Source organism: Flavobacterium profundi, from assembly GCF_006491645.1.
Taxonomy (GTDB): Bacteria; Bacteroidota; Bacteroidia; order Flavobacteriales; family Flavobacteriaceae; genus Flavobacterium; species Flavobacterium profundi.
In genome coordinates, this window is record NZ_VDCZ01000004.1 from 1 (window position 1) to 26,200 (window position 26,200).

Annotated in this window: 26 protein-coding genes; 20 read left to right on the forward strand and 6 right to left on the reverse strand. The window is 30.6% G+C overall.

Going from position 1 to position 26,200, the window contains the following annotated elements; all coding sequences use genetic code 11:
- Nucleotides 1–128: 128 nt before the first annotated feature.
- A complete protein-coding gene (locus FHG05_RS06715; protein ID WP_140997253.1) occupies nucleotides 129–560 on the reverse strand; it encodes a tellurite resistance TerB family protein in 432 nt (143 codons plus the stop codon).
- A 177-nt stretch (nucleotides 561–737) separates the two neighbouring features.
- Between FHG05_RS06715 and FHG05_RS06720 the strand changes: the two genes are divergently transcribed.
- Genes FHG05_RS06720 through FHG05_RS06735 form a run of 4 tightly spaced genes read left to right on the forward strand, consistent with a single transcriptional unit; the run spans nucleotide 738 to nucleotide 6,499 of the window.
- A complete protein-coding gene (locus tag FHG05_RS06720) occupies nucleotides 738–1,331 on the forward strand; it encodes a HupE/UreJ family protein (RefSeq protein ID WP_140997254.1) in 594 nt (197 codons plus the stop codon).
- Nucleotides 1,332–1,333: 2 nt separating this feature from the next.
- Nucleotides 1,334–1,759 (forward strand): deoxycytidylate deaminase, encoded by a 426-nt coding sequence (locus tag FHG05_RS06725; protein WP_140997255.1) that lies wholly within the window; start codon nucleotides 1,334–1,336, stop codon nucleotides 1,757–1,759.
- A 3-nt stretch (nucleotides 1,760–1,762) separates the two neighbouring features.
- Complete coding sequence (locus FHG05_RS06730; protein WP_140997256.1) at nucleotides 1,763–3,334, forward strand: S41 family peptidase; 1,572 nt, start codon at nucleotides 1,763–1,765, stop codon at nucleotides 3,332–3,334.
- A gap of 39 nt (nucleotides 3,335–3,373) precedes the next feature.
- Nucleotides 3,374–6,499: a CHAT domain-containing protein gene (locus FHG05_RS06735; protein WP_140997257.1), complete on the forward strand. Its 3,126-nt coding sequence runs from the start codon at nucleotides 3,374–3,376 to the stop codon at nucleotides 6,497–6,499.
- Here the strand turns inward: FHG05_RS06735 and FHG05_RS06740 are convergent.
- Together FHG05_RS06740 and FHG05_RS06745 are read right to left on the reverse strand one after the other, a co-directional pair.
- Nucleotides 6,496–7,227 (reverse strand): hypothetical protein, encoded by a 732-nt coding sequence (locus FHG05_RS06740; RefSeq protein ID WP_140997258.1) that lies wholly within the window; start codon nucleotides 7,225–7,227, stop codon nucleotides 6,496–6,498. The two genes, FHG05_RS06735 and FHG05_RS06740, sit on opposite strands and share 4 nt — an antisense overlap.
- Entirely contained in the window at nucleotides 7,224–7,775 is a 552-nt protein-coding gene (locus FHG05_RS06745; protein WP_140997259.1) for an RNA polymerase sigma factor, read from the reverse strand. Before FHG05_RS06745 ends, FHG05_RS06740 begins: the two co-directional genes overlap by 4 nt.
- A gap of 117 nt (nucleotides 7,776–7,892) precedes the next feature.
- Between FHG05_RS06745 and FHG05_RS06750 the strand changes: the two genes are divergently transcribed.
- A complete protein-coding gene (locus tag FHG05_RS06750; protein WP_140997260.1) occupies nucleotides 7,893–8,483 on the forward strand; it encodes a collagen-like protein in 591 nt (196 codons plus the stop codon).
- 10 nt (nucleotides 8,484–8,493) lie between these two features.
- The gene (locus tag FHG05_RS06755; RefSeq protein WP_140997261.1) at nucleotides 8,494–8,994 is read left to right on the forward strand and encodes a DUF6252 family protein; all 501 of its coding nucleotides are present in this window, start codon (nucleotides 8,494–8,496) and stop codon (nucleotides 8,992–8,994) included.
- A 127-nt stretch (nucleotides 8,995–9,121) separates the two neighbouring features.
- Here the strand turns inward: FHG05_RS06755 and FHG05_RS06760 are convergent, their stop codons facing one another.
- From FHG05_RS06760 to FHG05_RS06770, 3 genes are read right to left on the reverse strand one after another with little or no spacing between them, the layout of a single operon-like run.
- Nucleotides 9,122–9,730 carry an FAD-dependent oxidoreductase gene (locus FHG05_RS06760; protein WP_140997262.1) on the reverse strand — a complete coding sequence of 203 codons (609 nt, stop codon included), beginning with the start codon at nucleotides 9,728–9,730 and terminating at the stop codon, nucleotides 9,122–9,124.
- A gap of 25 nt (nucleotides 9,731–9,755) precedes the next feature.
- The gene (locus FHG05_RS06765) at nucleotides 9,756–9,950 is read right to left on the reverse strand and encodes a hypothetical protein (RefSeq protein WP_140997263.1); all 195 of its coding nucleotides are present in this window, start codon (nucleotides 9,948–9,950) and stop codon (nucleotides 9,756–9,758) included.
- Between the two features lie 11 nt (nucleotides 9,951–9,961).
- Complete coding sequence (locus tag FHG05_RS06770; RefSeq protein WP_140997264.1) at nucleotides 9,962–10,549, reverse strand: MarC family protein; 588 nt, start codon at nucleotides 10,547–10,549, stop codon at nucleotides 9,962–9,964.
- Between the two features lie 89 nt (nucleotides 10,550–10,638).
- Between FHG05_RS06770 and FHG05_RS06775 the strand changes: the two genes are divergently transcribed.
- The 14 genes from FHG05_RS06775 to FHG05_RS06840 all read left to right on the forward strand — a co-directional run bounded on the left by FHG05_RS06775 (nucleotide 10,639) and on the right by FHG05_RS06840 (nucleotide 26,198).
- The gene (locus tag FHG05_RS06775; RefSeq protein ID WP_140997265.1) at nucleotides 10,639–11,205 is read left to right on the forward strand and encodes a DUF3109 family protein; all 567 of its coding nucleotides are present in this window, start codon (nucleotides 10,639–10,641) and stop codon (nucleotides 11,203–11,205) included.
- A gap of 268 nt (nucleotides 11,206–11,473) precedes the next feature.
- A complete protein-coding gene (locus FHG05_RS06780; protein WP_140997266.1) occupies nucleotides 11,474–12,451 on the forward strand; it encodes a ribonucleotide-diphosphate reductase subunit beta in 978 nt (325 codons plus the stop codon).
- A gap of 323 nt (nucleotides 12,452–12,774) precedes the next feature.
- Entirely contained in the window at nucleotides 12,775–15,168 is a 2,394-nt protein-coding gene (locus FHG05_RS06785) for a ribonucleoside-diphosphate reductase subunit alpha (protein ID WP_140997267.1), read from the forward strand.
- Nucleotides 15,169–15,208: 40 nt separating this feature from the next.
- Nucleotides 15,209–15,472 carry a hypothetical protein gene (locus FHG05_RS06790; RefSeq protein ID WP_140997268.1) on the forward strand — a complete coding sequence of 88 codons (264 nt, stop codon included), beginning with the start codon at nucleotides 15,209–15,211 and terminating at the stop codon, nucleotides 15,470–15,472.
- A 95-nt stretch (nucleotides 15,473–15,567) separates the two neighbouring features.
- On the forward strand, nucleotides 15,568–15,786 hold the full coding sequence (locus tag FHG05_RS06795; RefSeq protein ID WP_140997269.1) for a hypothetical protein: 219 nt from the start codon (nucleotides 15,568–15,570) through the stop codon (nucleotides 15,784–15,786).
- Complete coding sequence (locus tag FHG05_RS06800; protein ID WP_140997270.1) at nucleotides 15,783–16,067, forward strand: type II toxin-antitoxin system RelE/ParE family toxin; 285 nt, start codon at nucleotides 15,783–15,785, stop codon at nucleotides 16,065–16,067. Before FHG05_RS06795 ends, FHG05_RS06800 begins: the two co-directional genes overlap by 4 nt.
- Nucleotides 16,068–16,155: 88 nt before the next feature.
- Nucleotides 16,156–16,383, forward strand: coding sequence for a hypothetical protein (locus FHG05_RS06805; RefSeq protein WP_140997271.1), 228 nt, complete (start codon nucleotides 16,156–16,158; stop codon nucleotides 16,381–16,383).
- Between the two features lie 239 nt (nucleotides 16,384–16,622).
- Nucleotides 16,623–16,853, forward strand: coding sequence for a hypothetical protein (locus tag FHG05_RS06810; RefSeq protein WP_140997272.1), 231 nt, complete (start codon nucleotides 16,623–16,625; stop codon nucleotides 16,851–16,853).
- Between the two features lie 47 nt (nucleotides 16,854–16,900).
- Entirely contained in the window at nucleotides 16,901–18,241 is a 1,341-nt protein-coding gene (gene dgt, locus FHG05_RS06815) for a dGTP triphosphohydrolase (protein WP_140997496.1), read from the forward strand.
- Nucleotides 18,242–18,256: 15 nt separating this feature from the next.
- On the forward strand, nucleotides 18,257–21,082 hold the full coding sequence (locus FHG05_RS06820) for a ligand-binding sensor domain-containing protein (protein ID WP_140997273.1): 2,826 nt from the start codon (nucleotides 18,257–18,259) through the stop codon (nucleotides 21,080–21,082).
- A gap of 100 nt (nucleotides 21,083–21,182) precedes the next feature.
- Nucleotides 21,183–22,457 carry a T9SS type A sorting domain-containing protein gene (locus tag FHG05_RS06825; RefSeq protein ID WP_140997274.1) on the forward strand — a complete coding sequence of 425 codons (1,275 nt, stop codon included), beginning with the start codon at nucleotides 21,183–21,185 and terminating at the stop codon, nucleotides 22,455–22,457.
- Between the two features lie 119 nt (nucleotides 22,458–22,576).
- A complete protein-coding gene (locus FHG05_RS06830; protein WP_140997275.1) occupies nucleotides 22,577–24,034 on the forward strand; it encodes a T9SS type A sorting domain-containing protein in 1,458 nt (485 codons plus the stop codon).
- 229 nt (nucleotides 24,035–24,263) lie between these two features.
- Entirely contained in the window at nucleotides 24,264–25,511 is a 1,248-nt protein-coding gene (locus FHG05_RS06835; RefSeq protein ID WP_140997276.1) for a leucine-rich repeat domain-containing protein, read from the forward strand.
- Nucleotides 25,512–25,580: 69 nt separating this feature from the next.
- Complete coding sequence (locus FHG05_RS06840; protein ID WP_140997277.1) at nucleotides 25,581–26,198, forward strand: response regulator transcription factor; 618 nt, start codon at nucleotides 25,581–25,583, stop codon at nucleotides 26,196–26,198.
- The last annotated feature ends 2 nt before the right edge of the window (nucleotides 26,199–26,200 follow it).

Below are 26,200 nucleotides of genomic sequence, written 5' to 3' on the forward strand. Positions count from 1 at the left end.
ATAACAACGAAAGAATTAAATCAAATCTAAACAAAATGAGCCCGATAAAATATCGAGCTCATTATTATCAAAATTAAGTTTAAATTTGTCTAACTTTTTGGGTGCAGTCTATTTCAGAGCTTTTTTTATTATTTATTCATATGTTGCATTTCATAAATGAAAGTGTCTAAATCTACATTTAAAACTAGTAATGATAAGGCTTTGTCAACAATATAGTTGACGTTACTTGGTGTAAAACCTAAAGCTAATGCAAAACGAGTTAAAATTTGTTTTTGTTTTGGCCCTAAAACATGATCTGCATACACCATACGTGCTAAGTCATATAAACGCTCCAATCTATTAATGTGTAATACTGGAGGATTAATAGGATATTTCGTTGGATTTTCTAAAATTTCTTCATATTCTGAACTAGAAATTTCTAAACGTGTAGCTAATTTATCTAAGAATTCTTTTTCTTCAGCCGTTAAAGCTCCATCAGAAAGAGCAACTCTTACAATAGCAGAAAAATGACCTTTATTTCTATTTTTAAATTCGTTATCAAATAAATCTGAAAATGACATATCGTTTTTTTTAAAAGTTGGACAAAATTACATATAATTTAGCTTTAAAAACAAGCAAAAAAATATTTTTTGAAATGGATCTCTTTATTTATCATAAAATTTAATAAGCTTTTTATAAAGCCAGTTATTTTTACTAAAATAAATTGTAAGTTTGAATTCCCCAAAAAAATTATAATTATGTCAGAATTTTGGTTGTATTTTAAAATTGGTTTAAACCATGTTTTGGATATTCATGCGTATGACCATGTACTTTTTTTAATCGCTTTAATGGTGCCTTATGCCTTTAAAGACTGGAAAAGAGTTTTAATTTTAGTCTCCTTATTTACATTAGGGCATACTTTAGCTCTTTTATTATCGGTTTTTGGAATTGTTTCTGTAAAATCGTCCTTAGTAGAGTTTTTAATACCAATCACAATTCTAATAACTGCTGTGTTTCATCTTTTTACAGCAGGAAAATCCTCTAAAAATGAAAGCATTACATTTGTAGCTATTGTAACGTTATTCTTTGGAATTATTCATGGATTAGGGTTTTCTAATTATTTTAAAATAATTCTACCAGGAAATGCTTCAAATAAACTGTTGCCGTTATTAGAGTTTGCTTTAGGAATAGAAGCGGCTCAAGTTATAGTGGTCTTTTTAGTCTTGATTTTAGCCTATATCGTACAAACTTTCTTTAGATTTTCAAAAAGAGATTGGGCATTGGTTATGTCAGCATTTATTATTGGTGTAGTTACTCCTATGATCATTCATAGCGAAATTTGGAACAGATAACAATGAAACAAAAAAAATTAAAATACGACAGAGCTTATTTGCGTATCGCAAAAGAATGGGGTCAATTGTCTTATTGTAAACGAAAACAAGTTGGCGCAATTATTGTTAAAGATAGAATGATTATATCGGATGGATACAATGGTACACCATCTGGTTTTGAAAATTGTTGCGAAGACGAAAGTGGATTAACCAAATGGTATGTGCTTCACGCAGAAGCAAATGCTATTTTAAAAGTAGCGCGTTCCACACAATCTTGTGAAAATGCCACTTTATATATTACCTTGTCACCTTGTAAAGATTGTAGCAAATTAATACATCAGTCAGGGATTAAAAGAGTGGTGTATCATGAAGAATATAAAGATACTTCAGGAGTTGATTTTTTAAGAAAAGCAGGTGTTGAAGTAGAATTGTTAGAAGATTTAAGCTAAAGAATGAAAACAAATAAAATATATTTCCCAATTATTATTACAATGGCAGTCGCTATCGGTTTGCTATTGGGGAATTATTTAAATTCTTTTCAAGATTCAGATTTTTTAAGTAAGAATACACGAAAAAACAAACTGAATAAGCTGATTGATTTTATCGACAGAGAATATGTTGATGATATCAATACGGACTCAATTGTAGATTTAACGGTAAATGGGATACTCGAAAATTTAGACCCGCATTCGGTTTATATCAGTAAAAAAGATTTAAAATCGGTTACCGAAAACATGAAGGGAGATTTTGTAGGAATTGGTGTTAATTTTTATGTATATAAAGACACAGTTGCAGTTATAAAACCCATTCATAACGGTCCTTCAGATAGAGCAGGTATTAAAGCGGGTGACCGAATATTGTTCGCAGATCAAGATCAATTGTTTGATAAAAAATTTCAAAACGACAGTTTATTTTCCAAACTAAAAGGGGAGAAAGGTTCTACCGTTTTAATTACAGTTTTTAGAAAAACTACAAATGAAAAGCTAAAAATTAAAGTAAAAAGAGATGTTATACCTATTAAAAGTGTTGATATTGCTTTAAAAGTGAATGCTGAAATAGGCTATATTAAAATCAATCGATTTGCTGAAACTACTTATGACGAATTTCATAAGGCATTGTTATCTCTAAAAAGACAAGGAATAAAAGATTTAGTAATCGATTTAAGAGATAATGGTGGAGGTTATTTAGAAATGGCAGTTGCTATTGCAGATGAATTGTTAAAAGACAAAGAATTAATTGTAAAAACTAAAAATAAAAAAGGGACAGAAGATGAAACTTTTGCTACTTCTAAAGGAGATTTTGAAAAAGGGAAAGTATATGTTCTTATCAATGAAAACAGTGCTTCTGCAAGTGAAATTTTAGCAGGTGCTATACAGGATAACGATAGAGGAACGATTGTTGGAAGACGTTCTTTTGGAAAAGGATTGGTGCAACGCGAAATGCCTCTTGGTGATGGTTCAGCTGTTAGATTAACTATTGCGCGCTATTTTACTCCTTCAGGGCGTTCCATTCAAAAACCTTATGATGATAAAGCAGATGGTTATTTCAATGAGTTTGAAAAACGTTTTCAAAGTGGAGAATTATATGAAGCAGATAGTATTAAAGTAGCCGATAGTTTAAAATTTAAAACTAAAAGAGGTCGGATTGTGTATGGAGGTGGTGGTATTACTCCAGATGTTTTTGTACCTTTTGAGGCCAAACATGGAGAAGAAGCAACGCTTATGATTATGCAATCTGGTGTGGTGAGTTATTTTGTATTTGAACAATTGGACAAAAAAAGAACTTTTTTCAACACATTAGATTTTAAAAAATTAAAAGCTGAGGTCATTGAAAAAGATGATTATTTAGAAGCTTTCAAACAATATATTTCAGATAGTGGCATTATTTTAAATTTTTCCGATAAGGAAAAAATTAAAAAATATTTATATGCTGAATTTGTAAAACAACTCTTCGATGATAATAGTTATTATGAAATACTACTTTCAGAAGATGCTATGATTAAAAAAGTTTTAGAACTGAATTAGTTTTTTTATATTTGATTTCACTTGGTTGATTTCTAAGCTATGCCATTAAAAACTCTTGCCTTATTCTTTTTAATTCCTCTTGTTATAGCATGTAACTCACATCAAAATAACAAAAAAGAAAATCTTAAAAAGGAAGATGCTGTACTTTCCTCTAAACCAATATTAAATGCTGACATAGATACTTTGCAAACGTATTTTTTAGAGGTTTATAAAGAAGGTACTATGAGTTCTATGTATAGCTTAAATCAAGCATTCAAAAGCGCAGTACACTTTTATGATTCTACCTCAAATTATTACAAAAAAATAAAAGCTTTAAATTATCTTGGTAGAAGTTATTTAGCACTCTCAAAACCAGCAGAAGCTTTTCCTGCCTTTATTCTAGCTGATAGTTTATATCAAGCACACAAAATTAAGGATATTCCTCTCAAACATAGTATTGATTATTATTCAGTTTATGCTAAAGTTCAGTTTACCAAAAAACTACATTTTAATGAAACGGTAGCCGTTTATGAAAAATATAAAGAGGGACCAAAAGACGCTTATGTCTTTGCTTTATCGGAAGAATATTTAGCACGTGTATATATTGATTCTGCAAAATATGATAAAGCCATTCCAAAATTGCAAAGTGCAATTGCTTATTTTGAAAAAGAGTCTTACAATTTATCTACTTCTATTGCCTATTCGGTTTTAGGAGTTGCTTATGATGGTAAAGAAGATATCGATCGTTCTTTACAAGCGTATCAACATTCGATTGCCATCGGGGAAAAATTAAAAGAGCCTAATTATGCAGTGTTAGCCAGTAATAGTTACAATATTGGGTTGATGTATCAAGATCGATTAGGTAATGCTACTAAAGCGATTACCTATTTAGAAAAGGCAGTCGCATACGATCAAAAAAGTGCTGCACAACAAGGTTATTTGGTTGACGATTATACAAGTTTGGCCGCTGCTTATTTGGCTAAATTTGATTTGCATAATGCTAAAATTTATGCTGAATTAGCTTTGTCAATAGCCAATGAAAAATTGCCTGAAACCGAGTTTTACAGAAGAGCAATTGCTTATTTTACCTTGTCTAATGTGCTGTCTGAAAATAATGAAAATGAAACTGCATTAGTATTGGCTCAAAAAGGATATGTGTTAATCACAGAAAACACACCTGAAAAGCATCGTTATGTTTGCAACGCAAATCTGCACTTAGGAAATGCATTTTTAAAAAATAAGGACACTTTAAAAGCCATTTCTTGTTTTAAAAAAACGGCCCAAATTGCCAAAGAAATCGATCGGGCTGTTTTTGAAGTTCAGGCCAACAAAGCCTTACTCAATTTAAGTAAGAATTCTCAAGAAATGCAAAAAATATTCCTAAGACAAGATGCTATTTTTACTGAAAAATTTGAGAATGCTTACAAGTATCAAATGGAGAATGAATTGCAAAAATTGAATTTTTATGAAAAAAATAATGAAGATGAACTGCGTTTCAAAACATTTGAGCATTTATCCAACTTGATTCATAAAGAAGATTTGTATGCAGAAATTGCGATTCAATTAAAAGCTGCTGAGATTGCTATTTTCAATGAGAAATCTAACTTTAATACTAAAAAAGCTATTCAGGCTTTTATCCAAAAGCTAATTACGAGTAAAAACAACTATCAAAACCCTAATAATAAAGTCTTTTTTTCCAATCAATTAAAAGAACCTGTTGCCAAAGTATTGCAGGTGGTGTATCAGAATTATAAAAAGACGAATGATAAAGAGTACTTGCAATTGGCTTTTCAGTTGATGGAAGTAAATAAGAATACAGCATTATTACAAGGATTACAGTATCTTTCATTTAAAAATATAGCAGGTATTCCCAAAGAAGTTTTTGAAAGAGAAGAAGATTTGCAGGAAAAAATGAATAACAACTATCAATATATTCATTATTACAAAAATAATTCTTTAGCCAATGAAGATTCCATTCGGAAATTGTTCCAAAAACAGTTGGCTTATGAAAAGGAATATTCATCCTTCTTGCTTGATGTGGAAAAAAAATATCCGAATTATGCGAATGCTAAAAAGTTAACCGTTATCAAGGATTATTCTGATTTTATTAAAAACAAAATTCAAGAAGATGAGGTAGTTTTGCTTTATTTCATGGATACTAGTATTTGGTACCGAATGGAATTGTCTAAAAAGGGAGTGCAATTGGAACAGTTTAAAAATGCAGCTGTGATTTCAAACCAAATAGAGCATTTGCAAAACCAAATCTATCAAAGGCAATCCATAACGACTTTGTCTAACAGTTTAAGTGAAAGTATTCTTCCGAAATTTGATGCTTCTATTAAAAGAATCACCATAATAGCGGATGATTTTTTAAATGTTATTCCTTTTGAAATTCTTCAAGTTGAGAAGCGTTTTTTATTTGAAAGTAAGGCAATTCGATATGCTGGTTCGGTGCAATTATTAAATAAACAAATGGAATTGCAATCTTCTAAAAGTAATAGCAATTGGGTGGGTTTTGCTCCGCAATATACGACTTCAAAATTACCAAATAATGCCAAAGAAGTAGCAAGAATTCAAGAAATTATAGGAGGAAAATCCTATCTTGAAAATCAAGCAACCAAAGTGAATTTTATTGCAGAAAGCAGTCAAAGTGGTATTCTTCATTTGGCTACTCATACCGAATTAAACCAAGTAAACCCCATGTTCAATCAGATGTGGTTTAGTAGTACCAATAAAAAGCAATCACTAACCGCTGCAGAAGTTTATAATTTAAATATTCCTGCACATTTAGCCGTTTTAAGTTCATGCAATACCGGTTTTGGTAAATTGGAAAAATCTGAAGGATTAATGAGTATGTCCCGATCATTTACGTATGCAGGAGTGTCAAGTACTTTAATGAGTATGTGGAAGGTGCCAGATAAAGAAACTTCAGAAATCATGGTTTCTTTTTATAAGTATCTTTCATTGGGGAAACCCAAAGATGAAGCCTTGCAATTAGCGAAACTTGAATATTTAAAAAAGCAAGACGATGATGCGTTACGACATCCTTATTATTGGGCTGGATTTATCGTTTCTGGAAATGTTGAACCATTGCCAACAAACCAAAATACCATAATTTATTTTATTTTTGGAGCCCTTCTATTAGGCTTAGGATTGTTTTTTCTTTTGAAATGGAAAAAATCTTAATTAGCGGTTATACGTTCTAGAATATTTTTTGCTTTTACGTAATTATAACTTTTATGTTGTATTATTTCTTTCAAAATAATTTTACATTTTGCCCTATCATTAGTTTTTAAATAGGCTAGAGCTAAATACCATTTCCCTTTTTCTTTAAAAGTATCGTTTGATTTTTGATGTGCTAAAAAGGAATCTATTGCAAGGTCAATTTTATCGAGTTGTAATTCGCAATTGGCTTTATAAAAGAGATAATACGATTTTTTTTCGGATTCGTATAAATGGGTAAATTCTAGTAAAGCCGTTTCATAATTTCCAGTTTCATATTCATAAAAAGCAACATATTCCTCACTTTTATTGTGAGGTCTTGCTTCACTTCTTTCAATAGGGGTAATGATATTTCGATAGGGCTCAAAATTTTCTGAAAAAAGGGCTTCATTGGAAAAGGTACTATTCGTTAAAAAATAAGCTACTATTAGAATACTTATAAAAATAGAAGCAGCTACACCATAAGGTATGAATTTCGTAATAAAAGTTGGTTTTTTGGGTTGTTCCAATGTCTTAAAAGTAGTTTTCAATTGCTCTTTTTTATGTGCAATTATTGCTTTTCTTACATCAAAAGCTTCTTCTAATTCTCTTTGAAAATCAGGATTTTCTTTTATTTCTTTTTCAAGCATGACCTTTTCTTCTTCTGTTAAAGAATGGTCTAGGTATTTTTGAAGGAGTTGTTCTTTGTTCATGATTTATTAGTTATCATTTCACGTAAACTTTTCATGCATCTCGATTTTTGAGCTTTTACCGTATTTTCATTTTCGTAATTTTCTAGATGCATAATTTCTTTAATGCTTTTGTTTTCAGTATAAAAGAGTTCTAAAATGCGTTGGCATCTTTTTCCTAAGTTTTTAAAAGCCGTCTTTACTTTTTCTTGTTGCTCATCGAGTACGTTTTCTTCTAGATTCCAATGGGTTAAGTTCTCAATATTTTCAACTTGTTCCAAGGTAATAGTACTTACGATTTTCTTTTTTCTTCTCAGTAATTCATATATTTTATACTTACCAATGCTAAAAAGATAGGTCTTAATACTGCTTTCAAAAGAAGTCAGTCTGCCTTCTGCAATATTTTCGTAAAAAACCACTAATGCATCCTGATATACTTCTTCAATCTCTTCTTCTGATATTGTAAATTTTCTGGCATAACTATAAAATGCCTCTTTATTTTCTTTATAAAGAAGACTGTAAATTCTATTGTTACCCGTTCTTAAATCTTCAATCGAGAAGTTGGTATTCATTAATGCTTTTATGTTGAAAAAGTTAACATGATTTGGACAAAAATAATTAATTAAATTAAAAATGTTAACCTATTTCTAAAAATGACATTAAGTAATAAATATCAAACAAAATATATAATGAAAAAATTCAAATTTATTAGCTATTTACCAGCAGCTGTGCTCATTTTAACTTTAATGTCATGTTCAGCTGAAGATGGAGTGGATGGTCAAGAGGGGCCACAAGGAATTCAAGGACCTGCTGGTGCAGATGGCTTGGATGGAGTTGACGGCCAGGATGGTCAAGACGGAAACGCAAATGTCGTTGCTTCAGGTTGGTTGCCAGCAGATTGGAGTTTTTACGACACACCTACCAAAAAAATCATGCGTGTGGTTGTCAATCAATTTACACAAACGGAATTAAGAAATGAGTGTTTGGTAATGGTATATGCAAGACAATATGGTACCTCCGCAGTTTACAGTATTCCAGGTCCTGGAAGATGGTCAAATGTAGCGTATAATCTTTATTTTGGTTCCAATTCACCTAATGCCGATGGAATTTTAATTGAAATTAAATCAACGGAAAATGGAGTTGACTTAACAGATTATCAATACGATGTTGCAAGGGGAAATTACTTCCGATACGTAATTATTCCTTCTAATCAAACCAATAGATTGCCAGATCTTTCAGATTACGAACAAGTAAAAGCATATTATAATTTAGTAGATTAAAAATAAAACTATGAAAACAATTTTTTTAAACACTTTTGTCCTTTTTTCTTTTTTTACCTTGTCTTTATTTTCTTGTTCAAAAAGTGATGACAGTAGCCCTTCAACTGCGAATACTTTCTTTTGTAAAGTAGATGGTGTAGATTATAATCCACCCAATGCAACGGGTTTAATTTCTACAATAACGAATACATTGGTAATTACAGGTTCAACGGGAAGCAATGCTCAAAAGATTCAAATTTTCCTACCTAATGATATTGCAGTAGGAACCTATACGCAATTTTATGATTATACTGCAGATGAATTTATTCAAATGTATTACTCACCGCCTACTTCTCAAGATGCAGATGATGATGGTTTTGCTAATTCAGGACAATTGGTAATTACAGAACATGATACCAATGCAAAAAGAATAAAAGGGACTTTTAACTTTGTGACAGATCCTTCTATCAATGGTAGTACCGTTTGGAATGTCACGGAAGGAAGTTTTACCATTACTTATCAAGAGCTATAATACTTAGTTGCATAAGATTACTGCAAATTTGTTTTGATTTCAATTATAAATCCAGTGGGTTAGATGGAGTTTTATGTAATGGATTACAATGAATTAGTATGAGAAAGGAGCGTGTAACGCTCCTTTTTTATTTGTCTATGGCATCGTGTACTTGTGCAGGATTGCCTTCATTCCATAATGTTAAAATATCACCCGCTACACTTGCTCCACTTCCGGCAGCAATGGATAATTGACTTCGATGTCCGGCTAAGGTTCCACAAACATAAACGCCTGCTTTGACTAGGTGATCGTCGTTTTCCAATTGAATTCTATTTTTGATTGCTAACGCTTTTTTATGTGGAATTACATAGGTTTCTAACCCTTCAATTAAAAAAGGACTCCCAGAACCAATCGCAATAACAATTAATTTGGAATGGTACTCATTTTTGTTGGTCTTAATCGTAAAATTCCCAACAGAACCTTCAATTTTTAATACTTTTTCTTTTTCAATTTGTGTTACATGTGGATATAATTGCTGAAGATGCTCTAGGCTTTCTTCTAACAATTCAGAGCCTAATTTTCCTGGAGGAATACCATAAACATTGTTATAAACTCCATTTTGTAAAGAAGATGCCTTTTGATGAGCAATCAAGCCTATTTTTTTGTCTGAACCAAAAGGTTTGGTATAAGCTGACCCTAATACTAAGGCACAAGAAACTCCAGAAACACCTCCTCCAATGATTAAAACATCATACATGATAAAAATCTTTTTGATTTTAAAATTACTTTGTTTTTTCTTCTATTTTTTTGGAAACCAAAAAGATTAACATCAAAACGATAGCGCAAAAACCAGAAACAATTCCAATTAAGGCTACAGTGTTATTGCCTTCTAAAGGAGCATCATAATTAATTTGAGTGGCATTAAAAACAATTAAGGCAAATGCTAGAATGATGACAACAATACTAAATATTTTCATGAGCGTATTTTTTATATAAATAATTGTTTTACATTGGCACCAAATAATTTTACGGATATCGCTAATAAGATGATACCAAATATTTTACGAATAATACCTAAGCCGTTTGGACCTAGTATTTTTTCAATTTTTCCAGAAAGTTTTAAAACAATATAGACGACAACTACATTGATGATAATGGCAATAATAATATTAATTTTAGCATATTCGGCACGTAAAGATAATAATGTAGTCATAGTTCCTGCGCCAGCAATCAATGGAAATGCAATAGGAACAATGGAAGCCGTTGTAGGGTTGTCTTCTTTATATAAACGAATGCCGAGAATCATTTCTAAAGCTAAAAAGAAAAGGACAAAAGAACCTGCAACAGCAAATGAATTGGCATCTATTCCAATTAATTTTAAAATTTCTTCTCCTAAAAAAAGAAAAGCAATCATAATAATGGCTGCTACAATGGTGGCTTTCTCAGATTGAATATGTCCAATTTTACTTCGTAAATCAACGATAATTGGAATACTGCCAATAATATCAATTACAGCAAATAAAATCATACTGACTGTAAAGATGTCTCTCCAATTGATAAGTTCTGCTAAATTCATTTTGCAAAGATAGGAATAAGTAAGAAACAAATAGAGTATGTGTGTTATGAATACAAAAAACTTATCTTTGCCCAATAATATATACAAGTATGTTTCAGTTAAATAAAACCATAGTTTCCGAAGAAATTTTAGAGAAAGAATTTGTTTGCAATTTGTCAGCATGTAAAGGAGCGTGTTGTGTAGATGGCGATGCTGGAGCGCCATTGGATGAAGCTGAAACGAAAATACTTCAAGAAATTTACCCTAAGGTTAAACCCTTTTTAAGACCAGAAGGCATTCAAGCTATTGAAGCGCAGGGGACTTTTGTAACTGGTGAAGATGGTGAATTTGAAACTACTTTAATTGAGGGTCGAGACTGTGCCTATGTTATTTTTGACAAACAAACAGCATTGTGTGGTATTGAACAAGCCTATAATCAAGGTATTATCGATTGGAAAAAACCAGTTTCTTGTCATTTATATCCAGTTCGAGTAAAAGACTATTCTGATTTTGCGGCTGTCAATTACCATAAATGGCATATTTGTTCGGATGCTTGTTCTTTGGGAAAAGAATTAGAAGTGCCCATTTATAAATTTGTCAAAGAAGCGTTGGTTCGTAAATTTGGACAACAATGGTATGAGGAATTAGAAAAAGTAGCTCAAGATTTAAAAAAATAGACTTCCTTTTTCACCTCTAAAAAATACTTCTTAGCAAAGGTGTTTACTGCTGTTTGCGACTATTTAACAGTTGTTTGTTAAAAAGATAAACATCTATAAATCAATGTTTTAAAAATATTTTTTTCAGTAAGAAAATTTCTACTCGTTGTTAAAAACTTGCTTCAATTGTGAATAAGTTTGACTTTCATTTCTCGTTTCAAATTACAAACTTTGTAAACTCTAATTCAGACAAAAATCTATAACCTAATACGTTTAAATCAAAACAATTATGTCGGCAGTAGAACCAATTTTACAAGAAAATAAAGATCGTTTCGTAATTTTTCCTATCAAACACCATGATATTTGGGAATGGTATAAAAAAATGGAAGCCAGCTTTTGGACTGCTGAAGAAATAGATTTACATCAAGATATTACAGATTGGAATACGAAGTTAAATGACGATGAAAAGTATTTTATCAAACATATTTTAGCATTTTTTGCGGCTTCAGATGGAATTGTAAATGAAAATTTAGCCGAAAACTTTGTAAACGAAGTGCAGTATGCTGAAGCTAAATTTTTCTACGGTTTCCAAATCATGATGGAGAATATCCATAGCGAAACCTATTCGTTGCTAATTGATACGTATGTTAAAGACGAAGTTGAAAAAGATAAATTATTTCACGCTATTGAAGTGTTTCCAGCGATTAAGAAAAAAGCAGAATGGGCATTGAAATGGATTGAATCGGATTCTTTTGCAGAACGATTAATCGCTTTTGCTGCTGTAGAAGGTATTTTCTTCTCAGGTGCTTTTTGTTCTATTTTCTGGTTGAAAAAACGTGGTTTAATGCCAGGTTTAACTTTTTCTAACGAATTAATCTCACGTGATGAAGGTGTGCATTGTGATTTTGCAGTACACTTACACAATCATCATTTAGTGAATAAAGTTCCTAAAGACCGAATTAAAGAAATTATAGTGGACGCTTTAAATATTGAAAGAGAGTTTGTTACCGAGTCACTTCCCGTAAGTTTAATTGGAATGAATGCGGCTTTAATGACACAATATCTAGAGTTTGTTACCGATCGTTTATTAGTAGAATTAGGATGTGATAGAGTGTACAACGCTTCTAACCCATTTGATTTTATGGATATGATTTCACTTCAAGGAAAAACTAATTTCTTTGAAAAACGTGTGGCAGAATATCAAAAAGCCGGTGTTATGAATAACGATTCAGAAGCTGGAAAAATTAGTTTTGACGCTGATTTTTAGAACTATAGAAGCGCATTGTCTAAGTCATTAAGCGCTTTATAAAGATACAAACCGATAATTCTATTGTTTACCTACAACAATAACATGTAATTTTTCGGAACGAAAGAATTGAAATAAGAACGCCCCTTCTTTGCTTCTCTTTTGTTTCAATGGGTTACTTTTCTCGATACTTTAGTTTCGGATAATTCATTTTTTGATGTTTAATCAAACGGAATGGCGAAAAAGAAAGGATTCGAGAATAGAAAAACAGGTTTTTCTTCTAACAAAGCTAGGAAGTAAAATAAAGCTTTGGCTAATAACCATTATATAAAACAAGTTACAATATGAATGTAGTAAAAAGAGACGGAAGAAGAGAGCCTGTAATGTTTGATAAAATTACGGACAGAATTAGATTTTTATGCTATGAGCTGAATGAATTAGTAGATCCTGTAAAGGTTGCTATGCGAGTAATTGAGGGGCTATATGATGGTGTTACCACTTCAGAATTAGATAATTTAGCCGCTGAAACAGCAGCATCTATGACCATTACGCATCCAGATTATGCGCAATTGGCAGCGCGTATCGCTGTTTCTAATTTACACAAAAATACCACAAAATCGTTCTCTGAAACCATGACAGAGATGTACCATTACATCAATCCTAGAACCAATCAAGAAGCACCTTTGCTTTCTGATGAGGTGTATGAGGTAATTATGGAAAATGCAGAAAGATTGGATTCTACGATTATCTATAATCGCGATTTTAATTACGATTACTTTGGTTTTAAAACCTTAGAGCGTTCGTATTTATTAAAGATAAACGGGAAGATTGTTGAAAGGCCGCAACATATGTTAATGCGTGTGTCGGTTGGAATTCATTTAAATGATATTGAAGCAGCGATTGAAACCTACGAATTAATGTCGAAAAAGTTCTTTACGCATGCAACACCAACGTTATTTAACGCGGGTACACCAAAACCACAAATGTCTTCTTGTTTCTTATTAACGATGAAAGACGACAGTATTGATGGCATTTATGATACGTTAAAACAAACAGCAAAAATTTCACAATCTGCTGGAGGAATTGGTCTTTCTATCCATAACGTGAGAGCTACAGGTTCGTACATTCGTGGAACAAACGGAACTTCAAACGGAATTGTACCGATGTTGCGTGTATTCAATGACACCGCAAGATATGTGGATCAAGGTGGAGGAAAAAGAAAAGGAAGTTTTGCAGTCTATGTAGAACCATGGCATGCCGATATTTTCGATTTCTTAGATTTAAAGAAAAATCACGGGAAAGAAGAAATGAGAGCTAGAGATTTATTCTATGCTATGTGGATGTGTGATTTGTTCATGAAAAGAGTAGAAGAAGATGGAAAATGGACATTAATGTGTCCTAACGAATGTCCTGGTTTATATGATGTATATGGTGAAGAATTTGATGCCTTATATTTGTCTTACGAAGCTGCAGGTAAAGGTAGAAAAACCATTAAAGCACGTGAACTTTGGGAGAAAATATTAGAATCTCAAATTGAAACGGGTACGCCTTATATGTTGTACAAAGATGCAGCAAATAGAAAATCAAATCAGAAGAATTTAGGAACGATTCGTTCTTCTAACTTATGTACTGAAATTTTAGAGTATACTTCTGAAGATGAAATTGCAGTATGTAATTTGGCTTCTATTTCATTACCAATGTTTGTAGAAGATGGTCAATTCAATCACCAATTCTTATTTGATGTAACCAAAAGAATTACACGAAATTTAAATCGAGTTATTGATAGAAATTACTATCCTGTTAAAGAAGCAGAAAACTCAAACATGCGTCACCGTCCAGTAGGATTAGGGGTGCAAGGTTTAGCAGATGCTTTCATTTTGTTAAGAATGCCATTTACAAGCGACGAAGCTAAAAAATTAAATCAAGAAATTTTTGAAACGATTTATTTTGCAGCCGTAACTGCTTCTATGGAATTAGCCAAAGAAGAAGGACCGTATTCAACTTTTGAAGGTTCTCCAATTTCGAAAGGAGAGTTCCAATACAACATGTGGGGCTTAAAAGATGAGGATTTATCAGGAAGATGGGATTGGGCTTCTTTACGTAAAGAGGTAATGACAAATGGAGTGCGTAATTCCTTATTATTAGCACCAATGCCTACCGCTTCTACTTCTCAAATTTTAGGAAATAATGAGGCTTTCGAACCGTATACGTCTAATATCTACACACGTAGAGTATTGTCTGGGGAATTTATTGTAGTAAACAAACATTTATTACACGATTTAGTAGCACTTGGATTATGGAACGAAAGTTTGAAACAAGAAATCATGAGAAATAACGGTTCAATCCAAAATATTGATGTGATTCCTCAAGATATTAAAGAGTTGTATAAAACGGTTTGGGAAATGAGTATGAAAGATATTATCGATATGTCACGTCACAGAGGGTATTTTATCGATCAGTCACAATCGTTAAACTTATTTATGGAAGGTGCTACCATGGCAAAATTAACGTCGATGCATTTCTATGCTTGGAAAAGCGGCTTAAAAACAGGAATGTATTATTTACGTACCAAAGCTGCGGTTGATGCGATTAAGTTTACCTTAAATAACGATAAAAAAGAACAACCAGTTCCCGTTTCTGTAGAAGTAGAACCAGAAATGACAGCAGCTGAATTTAAAGCCATGTTAGAGCGTTCTAAAAATGCAGGACCAGAAGATTGCGAAATGTGTGGTTCTTAAAAGATAATAGGAAATAATAAGTTTATTAATAATGTGAATTATGGATATTTTAAAGTTAGAATTAGAAAAGGTATTAACTTCTTTTTTAAGTAAAATGCCTAAAAAGAGAGACGTTACAGTTTTTGGGATGATGAGTAGGTTAGAATTTGTAAAAGAAAACCAAGAAAAATTTGAATTAAGACTTAATGAAATTGGTAATGATTATTTAAAAACAATAGAAAAAAATGATTCTTTCCAAGAGCCAGTAAAGGAGTTGTTGAAAATTTATCAATTAAAATTCTTGCAAAGTTTTACAAAAGAATAAGAACATAAATTATAAAACAGTCATCAAACGATGGCTGTTTTTGTTTTATAATAGATTTATTTAGTAAATTTGTTATTATACAAAAGATTGTAGTTATGAATATTGATATTGAAAAAAAAAATATTGTTCAGTGGGTTCAAAATCTAACTGATGAGAAAATTATTGAAAAGATACTTGCTTTAAAAGATAACACTCAGATTTCATCTTTTGAAAAGAAATTAATTGATGAAGGTTTAAGAGATATTAAAGAAGGTAATTTGTATTCTCATGAAGAAGTCAAAGAAAGTTTTAAAACAAGATTTTCTAAAAAATGAAAATAATTTGGTCAAAAACTTCTCGACTAACTTTAAATGAAATTATTAATTATATAGAAAGCAATTTTGGTTATCTTACAGCAGAAAAATATTATTTTTCAGTTGTAGAGGCGGTTGAAAATATTGGATTAAATCCAGAATTATTCCCTCTTTTTAATGTAGATGAAGAAATTAGACGAGCTGTTGTGAAAAAGAAAACAGTATTATATTATAAAGTATTCCAGAATGACATAATCTTATTGGCTTTTTACGATGTTAGAAAAGGAGAACATAAACTATAAAAAACAGTCATCAAACGATGGCTGTTTTTATTTATTTTAACATTGATTAAGAAATGCAATTTATTTACTTTAATAAAGGTATGTTTAAATGAAAACAGAATTTAAAAATAATAAACTAGAAATTTCTTTTGGAGAAAAGATAGATAGTAATAAAATGTCAATCAGATTATCTCAAGGTACTTGGAACATAACATTGTTTTCATTATTTGAAGACAATCAAATTATAGAAAGTTCCTTTCCTTCAGAAGCTGGGATTTATAGTTTGGTAATAAATTATGCAAATGAATTGTTTTATTCGGAAATAGTTTTGTATTAAGCAAATCCAAAATTTGAAAAACTTTCATTTAAATTTTATCAAGAATGTGAAAGGATTTTTTGTAGCATAAGCTCAGAAATTGTTTTAGAATTAAACAAAGAGATTGTGCTTAATAAAATTGATGGCAACATAAAAGGATTATTAAAGAATATAAATTAAAATTTCTCATTTACTAATGGCTGTTTTTTGTAAAGTAGAATTGCATTTCAATTCGTACCTTTGGAACCAAATAAAAAATCATGTCAAAAGAGAAAAAAGGAATTTATACCGGAAAAATTGAGCAAGATGAAAAAGGGAATTTTTTCTGTGGGGAATATTTATTAGATTATAAATATACAACAGCTAAGTTTGCCATTGGAGATGAAATCACGATTAAATCCGTAATTGAAAACCCAAGTGATATTAGTTATGATCAATATCCCAAAAAATCGAAAGATTTCTTTTTAGCTAACGATAAGCCTGCTAAATAATGTATTCCAACTTCTAAATTCTAACTTCAAATTTCTAATTTCAAATGATGCACTGGGAACAATTACTTTCATTAAAAAGACAAGGTGATACAGCAAAAAGACTACGAAAAGACCAAGACGATACGCGTTTGGGTTTTGAAGTCGATTACGATCGTATTATTTTTTCAGCTGCTTTTAGAAGTTTGCAAGATAAAACCCAAGTCATTCCACTTTCCAAAACTGATTTTGTGCACAATCGATTAACTCATAGTTTGGAAGTTTCCGTTGTAGGAAGATCTTTAGGTCGCTTGGTCGGGAAACAAGTGTTAGAAAAACACGGCTATTTGAAGGAATTGGGGTATCAAATGAACGATTTTGGAGCCATTGTAGCCGCTGCAGCTTTGGCACACGATATTGGCAATCCACCTTTTGGACATTCAGGAGAAAAAGCCATTGGAGAATATTTTAAAACAGGAAACGGTTTGCGTTTTAAAGCGCAACTATCCGATAAAGAATGGCAAGATTTAATCGATTTTGAAGGAAATGCGAATGGTTTTTCGGTTTTAGCTACTTCTAGAGAAGGTATTGAAGGTTCGTTGCGCATTTCCTATGCTACTTTAGGTGCTTTTATGAAATACCCAAAGGAAAGTTTGCCCAAAAAACCCACCTCAAAAATATGCGATAAGAAATATGGCTTTTTTCAACAAGATAAAGCTTTCTTTACCGATGTTGCTCAAGAATTAGGGCTTATAGCTAATAAATCAGGTGATGATATTGGTTATGAACGTCATCCTTTGGCTTATTTGGTAGAAGCAGCCGATGATATTTGTTACACGATTATCGATTTTGAAGACGGTATCAATTTGGGTTTAATTCAGGAAGAATTTGCTTTGGAATACCTAATCAAATTGGTTAAAAATGGCATCGATACGAATAAATACCATCAATTGACTACCAAAGAAGATCGTATTAGTTATTTGAGAGCCTTAGCAATTGGAAGTTTAATTAATGATGCGGTGAAAGTCTTTATGGACAATGAAGAAGCCATTTTAAATGGTGATTTTCCGTATTCTTTGATGGACAAAAGTCAGTATATCGCTCAAATGAAAGACATTATTAATATTAGTATTAAAAATGTGTACCAATGTCGTGAAGTGGTTCAAAAAGAAGTCATTGGTTATAAAATTATCAACACCTTATTGGATAAGTTTTGTACAGCTTATCATAATACCATTGATGGTAAAGCCTCAAATTACGACACCATTGTCTTAAAATTATTACCAGAACGTTTTCTGCATCCTAAAGAAAAAGTGTATGATCAATTGCTGCATATTTGTCATTTTGTTTCTCTTTTAACCGATGGAAAAGCCCTTCAAACGTATAATATCATTGAGGGAAACCCTAATTAATACAATTGTAGAAAAGTGAGAGGAATAACTTTTTTATTTTTATTTTTCACTTTTCTTTGGGCAAATGCCCAATATAAAATCACGCAGTATACCACTTCAAATGGTTTGCCTCACGACTTGTGTTATGGTATGATACAAGACCATAAAGGATATCTTTGGATTGGTACCGATGATGGATTGGTAAAATACAATGGAAAAGATTTTAAAGTTTTTCAAATTAAGGACGGACTCTTATCAAATTATATTATTGATATTTGCGAAATAAGTGATTCAACCTTTGCAATTGCAAGTTGGGGTGGAGGAATGCAACTACTCCAAAAAGACAAAATACTTCCAAATAAAACTCATCAAAAATCTAAAATTAATAAAATTGCAAACTTGCCGAAATTTCTTTTTGCAAAAGGAACAGGGCATCAATATCATTTTTATTCTAAAAAAAACAATACTTATTCAGAAACTATTGTAAGTTATTATTTTGACCAGACACTTATTCCAACAAAGGATAACATTCGTAATAAAACTATAAAACCTCAATTTGATGTTATAGATAATGAAGTTTATCTTTTTAATGATGTTTTGTTTTCAAATGAAACCCTAAAAGGGGTTTACAAAGTAAAGGATGTAAATCAAGTAGATAGGGTTTTTCCTTTTTTGAAAGATACATTTATAAATGACATAAAAAAAGTAACGGATACCGTTTTTCTTGCAGTTACTCAAAATGAAATTCTTTTTTTTTCGGATCAGAAAATTCTAGAAAAAAAAATACTTCCTTTTCAAAATAGTACTATAAGGAAAGCTACTGTAAAAGGAAATAGAATTGTTTTAGTGGTGCAGGATAACCAAGACAAATCAGAAGAAGTAATCATTTGGAATAGAGAATTTAATTCTTTTTTTTATGTTGATAAGAAACAATTGGGTAGTAAACAAATTAGTGATATTTTAATTGATAAAGATGAAAATATTTGGATTAGTGTATATGGTTCTGGTGTTTTTAAGTTAACACAAGAAAAGCAATTTCAAATTACCAATGATTTGCAAAATAATAATGTATATGATGTTGTAAGCCTTAATACCAGACTGTTTTTCTTAACATCGAGTAAAATTATTGGCTATGATACCAAGAAGCAAATCAAAGATTCATTGTTATACGAAGAATCGCTTTGGAAATTTGATTATGTAGTAAAAGACACTCTTTTTATACATACTAAGGAAAAATCAAAAAGCGGAAGTGTTAGGAAACTATGGGATATATTTGTTAAAACTTCAAATAATGAACATTTGGTCTTTCAAGATAGAACACTCTCTATTCGTTATGGTGATAATACTATTGTGGTTCAAAAAGAAGATAAAAGCATTAAATTTATTTCAGAAGGTACCATTAGAAAAGTTGTTAAAAAAAAGGATAAGATATATTCTTGTACCAATAAAGGTCTGTTTGTTTACAACTTAAATACCTTACAATTAGAAAAAACTTATAACACAGCTATAGGTATTTTAAATGATGATATTCGGGATATTGCAATCGATGCCTCTAAAATTTATATCGCTACTATAAATGGATTAAGCATTGTTGAAAAAGATAGGGTAATCAATTATAATGAAAATATTGGTTTATTGTCATTAAATATTAATTGTTTGTTATTGGATCACCATGGCGTACTATGGTTAGGTACTCAAAAAGGTTTTTCAGTATTTAAAAAGGAATCTTTCTATAGTTTTTATAAAAACTCAAAAGAGAATTCATCCTATATTCAAAAAATTGTAGAAGACAAAAAGCAACAAATTTGGTTGGTGGGTAATAATGGAAGTATGAAAATAAATAATAAAATTCCTTTTTCCCCTGTCTCTAGTCCCGTTTTAGATATTGATAAAAAAGAAAATAAATTTTCGGTAGACGTCATTTCATTCGATGATTTTGAAGTTGTAACAGAATATAAGATTAATAAAAATCAATGGGAAATTTTACAAGCTGATATTTTAGATTTGACGAAGTTTCAATACGGTCAATACGAAGTTACTTTTAGAACTAGGAGTACCAATAGTAATTGGAATTTTTCAAAAAAATATACGGTTGAAAATAGTGCTCCTTGGTACAAACAATGGTGGAGTTATACCCTAGTAACTCTTTTTATATCTAGCTTACTTACTTTGATATTTTATTTTAGATTCAAACATATAAAAGAGCGTAATGAATTATTAAGAGAAACCATTGCTTATAATGAGAATTTACAAAAGGAACTTAGTGAAGTAAGAGAAAATGTAGCTCAAGATTTTCATGATGAATTAGGTAATAAATTAGCAGGAATAACCGTTTTATCAGGAATGATGATAGAAGATGAAGCTTTTAAAAATTCAATTTGGTACAAACAATTGTTTCGAATCAATAAAGATGCTCAGGATTTGTATTTTGGAATTAAAGATTTCATTTGGAGTATTGATAGTAAAAATGACGATTTGAATGAATTGATTTATTATCTTAAAGATTTTGGAGAAGAACTTTTTTCATCTACCATGACTCAATTTAATAGTCAAATTGATGTTCAAGAACTACCTGTAAAATTACCTTATTATTGGTCCAGACAATTGCTTCTCCTTTTTAAAGAAGCAATGACGAATAGTTTTAAATATGCAGAAGCCACAATTTGTCTTTTTGAAGTTAAATACACTAAAGAGCAAATTGTAATTATCTTTTCAGATAATGGAAAAGGCTTTGACATTGATAATTTAAAACGTAAAAACGGATTAATTAACATGGAGAAAAGAGCCTCAAAAATTCATGGAAAATTAGAAATAGATGGAAGTAAAGGAACAAAAATAAAATTTATCGGTCATCTTTTGTAATTAATAAGGTTTTATTCAGGTATAGAAATTTCACCCTTTTAGGGTGAAAAGTAGTGGTGTTAAATTTAGGAATTTTGCTGAAAATTTAATTCACATCAAAATGAAAAAAACACTACTCCTTTTAATCTTATTTTTCTCAAGCTACATTCGTGCACAAAACGTAAATATTCCAGATGCGAATTTTAAAAATGCATTATTAGATCATGGTGTTACAATTACAGGAGAAGGTGTTTCAAAAATAGACATAAATGATGACGGAGAAATACAAGTTACTGAAGCAACAGCTTATGCTGGGACTATAAATGTTGTCGCAAAAAATATTTCAGATTTATCGGGTATTGAAGCTTTTATAAATGTAACAGAATTATGGTGTTCTCAAAATCAACTGACAGCCTTAAATCTAACCCAAAATACAGCTTTAGTTAAATTGAGCTGTTTTTTAAATCAGTTAGCAACTTTAAACCTGTCACAAAACACTCAGTTAGAGTTTTTGGGTTGTAGTCACAATCAATTGACTAATTTAGATCTAAGTCAGAATACGGTTTTAAATGACCTGAGTTGTTTTTCAAATCAATTGACCAGTTTAAACATAACAAATAATACTTTGTTAACCAGTTTGAATTGTGCTTTAAATGCATTAACTACTCTAAATATTAATCAAAATGTAAATCTCACTCACCTAAGTTGCAGTGATAATCAAATTACTAATTTAGACATTACAGCTAATACGGTTTTAGAATACTTAATTTGTAGTTCTAACCAATTGACAAGCTTGGATTGTTCAAACAATCCTCTTTTGAAAGGCATTTATTGTGAAAGAAACCATTTGAATTCGTTAAATATTAGTCAAAATACAGCATTGGAAACATTCTGGTGCTATTCAAATTCATTGACTAGTTTAGATGTTAGTCAGAATACTGTATTGAAAAATTTTTGGTGTTATTCTAATAATTTGTTCAATTTAAATTTAGCAAATGGTAATAACAATCTTCTTATTTATCTGAATGCTACGGATAACCCAAATTTATCGTGTATTCAAATAGATAATGGTTTCACAATACCGTCATCAGATTGGGAAAAAGACGCAACCGCTTCTTATAATACATATTGTGCTTTAAGTACAGACGATTTTGAATTTTCAAAACAATTTACAGTATATCCAAACCCAGTAAAAGATGTATTAAATATTCAAAATAATGAAGGAATTACTGTAAAAAAATATACAATTCTAGATGTAAACGGTAGAATTTTAATCAACCAATCAAAAGAAATTCAAAATAATTCTATCAATTTTTCCAGTTTATCTAATGGGACTTATTTTATCCAAATAGAAACTGAAAAAGGATTGGTAACCAAAAAAATTATAAAAGAATAAGCAATTTCAAATTTTAAAAGCCGTTTTTAAAACGGTTTTTTTGTGAAAAATTCACCCTTTTCGGGTGAAAGTCGTTGTTGATTAATTGTAGAATTTTGTATCCAATAAAATTTTACAATATGAAAAAAACAGTACTTTTTTTAATTTTAAACTTTGGATTTGTAACTGCAAATGCACAAACATTAATTGGAAATTCTATTAATGGTAGTTTTGGTGAAGAATTAAGTTTTGATATTGCGATTAAGGATAATGGTGATAGATTGATATTTGGATCACCAAACTACCCAAATAATAATAATGGAATAGTTAAAGAGTATTCACGAGGAAACAACAATTGGTATCTTACCAATGTAATAGACAATGACCCAGTAGAAGCTTCTCGATTTGGAACTAGTTTAAGTATTTCAAACAATGGGAATAGAGTTGCTGTTGGAGCTCCATTTAGTGGATTTTTTCAGCCATTTGGTATTGGCAAAGTATATGTTTATGATTATAATGTTGCTACTTCAGAATGGCAACAAGTAGGAAATGTTATTGAGGGTATAAACACAACAGATCTTTTTGGTGGGAAAGTCTCATTAAGTGCTGATGGAAATCGTTTGGCTATCTCTGGATATTTAGCAGATGTAAACGGAATAACCAACTCTGGATTAGTAAGGGTTTTTCAATTTAATTCTTCTAATTCCCAATGGGAACAAATGGGAAATGATTTTTATGATAATGAAAGTGGTAAAGATTTTGGTTATCGTTCTTGTGTGCTTAGTAAAGATGGAAGTACTCTTGTTATTGGTATTCCTGGTAAATCTTCTAACCAAGGTGAAACAATAGTATATAGATGGTACGAAAGTGGGTCTTTTTGGGGTCAGGTAGGTGCAACATTAATGGGTGATAATACTACTGAAAGATTTGGATCTAGTGTAGTTGTTAATCATGATGGAACTTTATTAACCATTGGCAGTGTTAGTGCAAGCGTAAATAATGTAAATAATGTCGGTAGAGTAAGAACTTTTAGGTTGGTTTCTGGATCATGGGTGGAGTTTTCAACTTCTTTATATGGAGAAAATGAAAGCAATTATTTTGGTGGCAATTTAGCAATGTCAGATGATGGAACTGTATTGGCTGTAGCCGCGGTTGGATGGGAAAGTTCTCAAGGAAGAGTATATGTGTATTCTTTAGTAGGAAACGAATGGGTTCAAAAGACTTCCTTTAATGGGACTTCTCATTCTCGTTTAGGAGATGCACTTTCATTAACTTCTGATGGGAATAGAATAGCATTAGGTAGTAAGCCAAATGGTGGTTATAGGGTTATGTTATATGATATTGCTAACGTATTAAACGCAAATCAGTTTGTTACTGAAAACACAAAAATTTATCCAAACCCCGCTAAAGAAAACATAAGTGTGTCTTTAAATAGTTCATTAGAATTTATAAACTCTAGAATTTATAATGCAATGGGACAACTTGTCACAGAATCCAATTCAAAAGTAATTAATGTGCAGCATCTTTCAAAGGGGCTGTATTTTATAGAAGTTCAAACGAATAAAGGTAAAGGCGTTCAGAAATTTATAAAAGAATAAAACACGTAGCGTTTAGCTAATAAATTACTTCTTATATATCGAGATGTTTTTATATTAAATCAATTTAGAAACCTAAAAAGAATTGATAACTAAAATTATAAAAGAATAAGCAAATTCAATTTTTAAAAGCCATTTTAAACGATTTTTTTATTAAAAATCACCCTTTTTGGGTGAAAGCTCGTGTATTTAAAATGGAGATTTTTGCACAAAATAATTATATAAAAATAAAATGAAGAAAAAGTTACTCATTATAACTTTAATTTTAGCAAACTTAATTTTTGCTCAAAATGTAAATATTCCAGATGTAAATTTTAAAGCATATTTGCTGAATAATTCTGCTATCAATACAAATGGAGATTCCGAAATACAAATTACTGAGGCAAGTGCTTATACAGGATATATGGATTGTTCTAATAGAAATATTTCAGATTTAACAGGAATAGAGGCTTTTACAGCATTTTATTGGCTTTCCTGTAAAAATAACCAATTAACAAGTTTGGATTTAAGTCAAAATACGGCATTAGAGTATTTGAACTGTGATAGTAATCAGTTAATTAGTTTAGATTTAGGTCAAAACACGGTATTGGAGTACTTATACTGTTCTTTTAATCAATTAACAAGTTTGGATTTAAGTCAAAATACAGCATTAAAGTATTTGAACTGTTTTACTAATCAATTAACAAGTTTAGATGTAAGTCAAAATACAGCATTAGAGTATTTTGATTGTAAATACAATCAATTAACTAGTTTAGATTTGAGTCAAAATACAGCATTGATTGAAGTTTACTGTCTTAATAATCAATTAACTAGTTTAAATGTAAGCCAAAGTACAGCATTAACTAAACTGTATTGTTATAGTAATCAATTGACAAGTTTGGATGTAAGTCAGAACTCAATGATAAATGTGCTTTCCTGTTACGGTAATTTATTAACTAATTTAGATGTAAGTCAAAATACATTACTAACTCAACTTTACTGTCATTATAATCAATTCACAAGTTTAGATGTAAGTCAAAACACAGTGTTAAATGTGCTTTATTGTCAAGATAGCCAATTAACTAGTTTAAATGTAGCTAATGGTAATAACCAAAATATGACTAATGACAATTTTCGTGTTTACCTTAACCCGAATTTAACATGCATTCAAGTAGATAATGAAGCTTATAGTACTACAAATTGGTTAAATAAAGATGCTACTGCGTCCTATAGTACAACTTGTGCTTTAAAAGCTAATGATTTTGACCTTTCTGAACAAATTACTGTTTACCCTAATCCAGTTAAAAATAGTGTATACGTAAAATTGAATACTCAAGAAACAATTTCAAAAATTCAAGTAGTTACTCTTGATGGAAGAGTCGTTGCCTGTATTGAAAATAAAACCAGCATTGCAATTGACACTGTAAATTCAGGTGTGTATTTGCTTAAAATAACCACTAAAGAAGGAAAAACAGCTATTCAAAAAATAATCAAAGAATAGTTTGCTAGATTTGTTATAGATTTGTTTTAAAAGCCATAATTAAATTATGGCTTTTAGTAATTTTTAAATATGAAACGAATTCTCTTAATAGAAGATTACGAATTAGTAAGAAAAACCTACAAAGAAATCATTAATTCTACTGAAAACTTTAAAGTTGTTGGTGATTTTGAAAGTTGCGAATTGGCCATTCCAAAATTGGAAGAATTAGCTCCGGATGTCGTTTTTATGGATATCAATTTGCCGGGTATGAACGGGATTGACGGTATAAAAATTATAAGAAAACAGTTTCCAGAAATTGCCATTATAGTTATAACAGTAAATGAAGAATCGAACTATGTTTTTGAAGCATTATGTGCTGGAGCTGTAGGCTACATTACTAAAGTAAGTGGAAAGCAGAAAATTATAGAAGCATTAGAACAACTCAATCTTGGAGGTGCACCTATGAGTGTTAAAATTGCTAGAATGGTAGTAGAATCTTTTCAAGAAAAAAAATTAAATGAACTTTCAGATCGTGAAAATGAAGTATTGACTTTATTAACGAAAGGCAAAAGCTATGCTTCAATTGGTGAAGATTTAAATGTAAGTGTCAATACCATAAAAACACATGTTCGAAATATTTACGAAAAGTTACATGTGACAAGTAAGAATGAGGTGATTAAGATATATAATAATGCCCACAAAAAATAAAA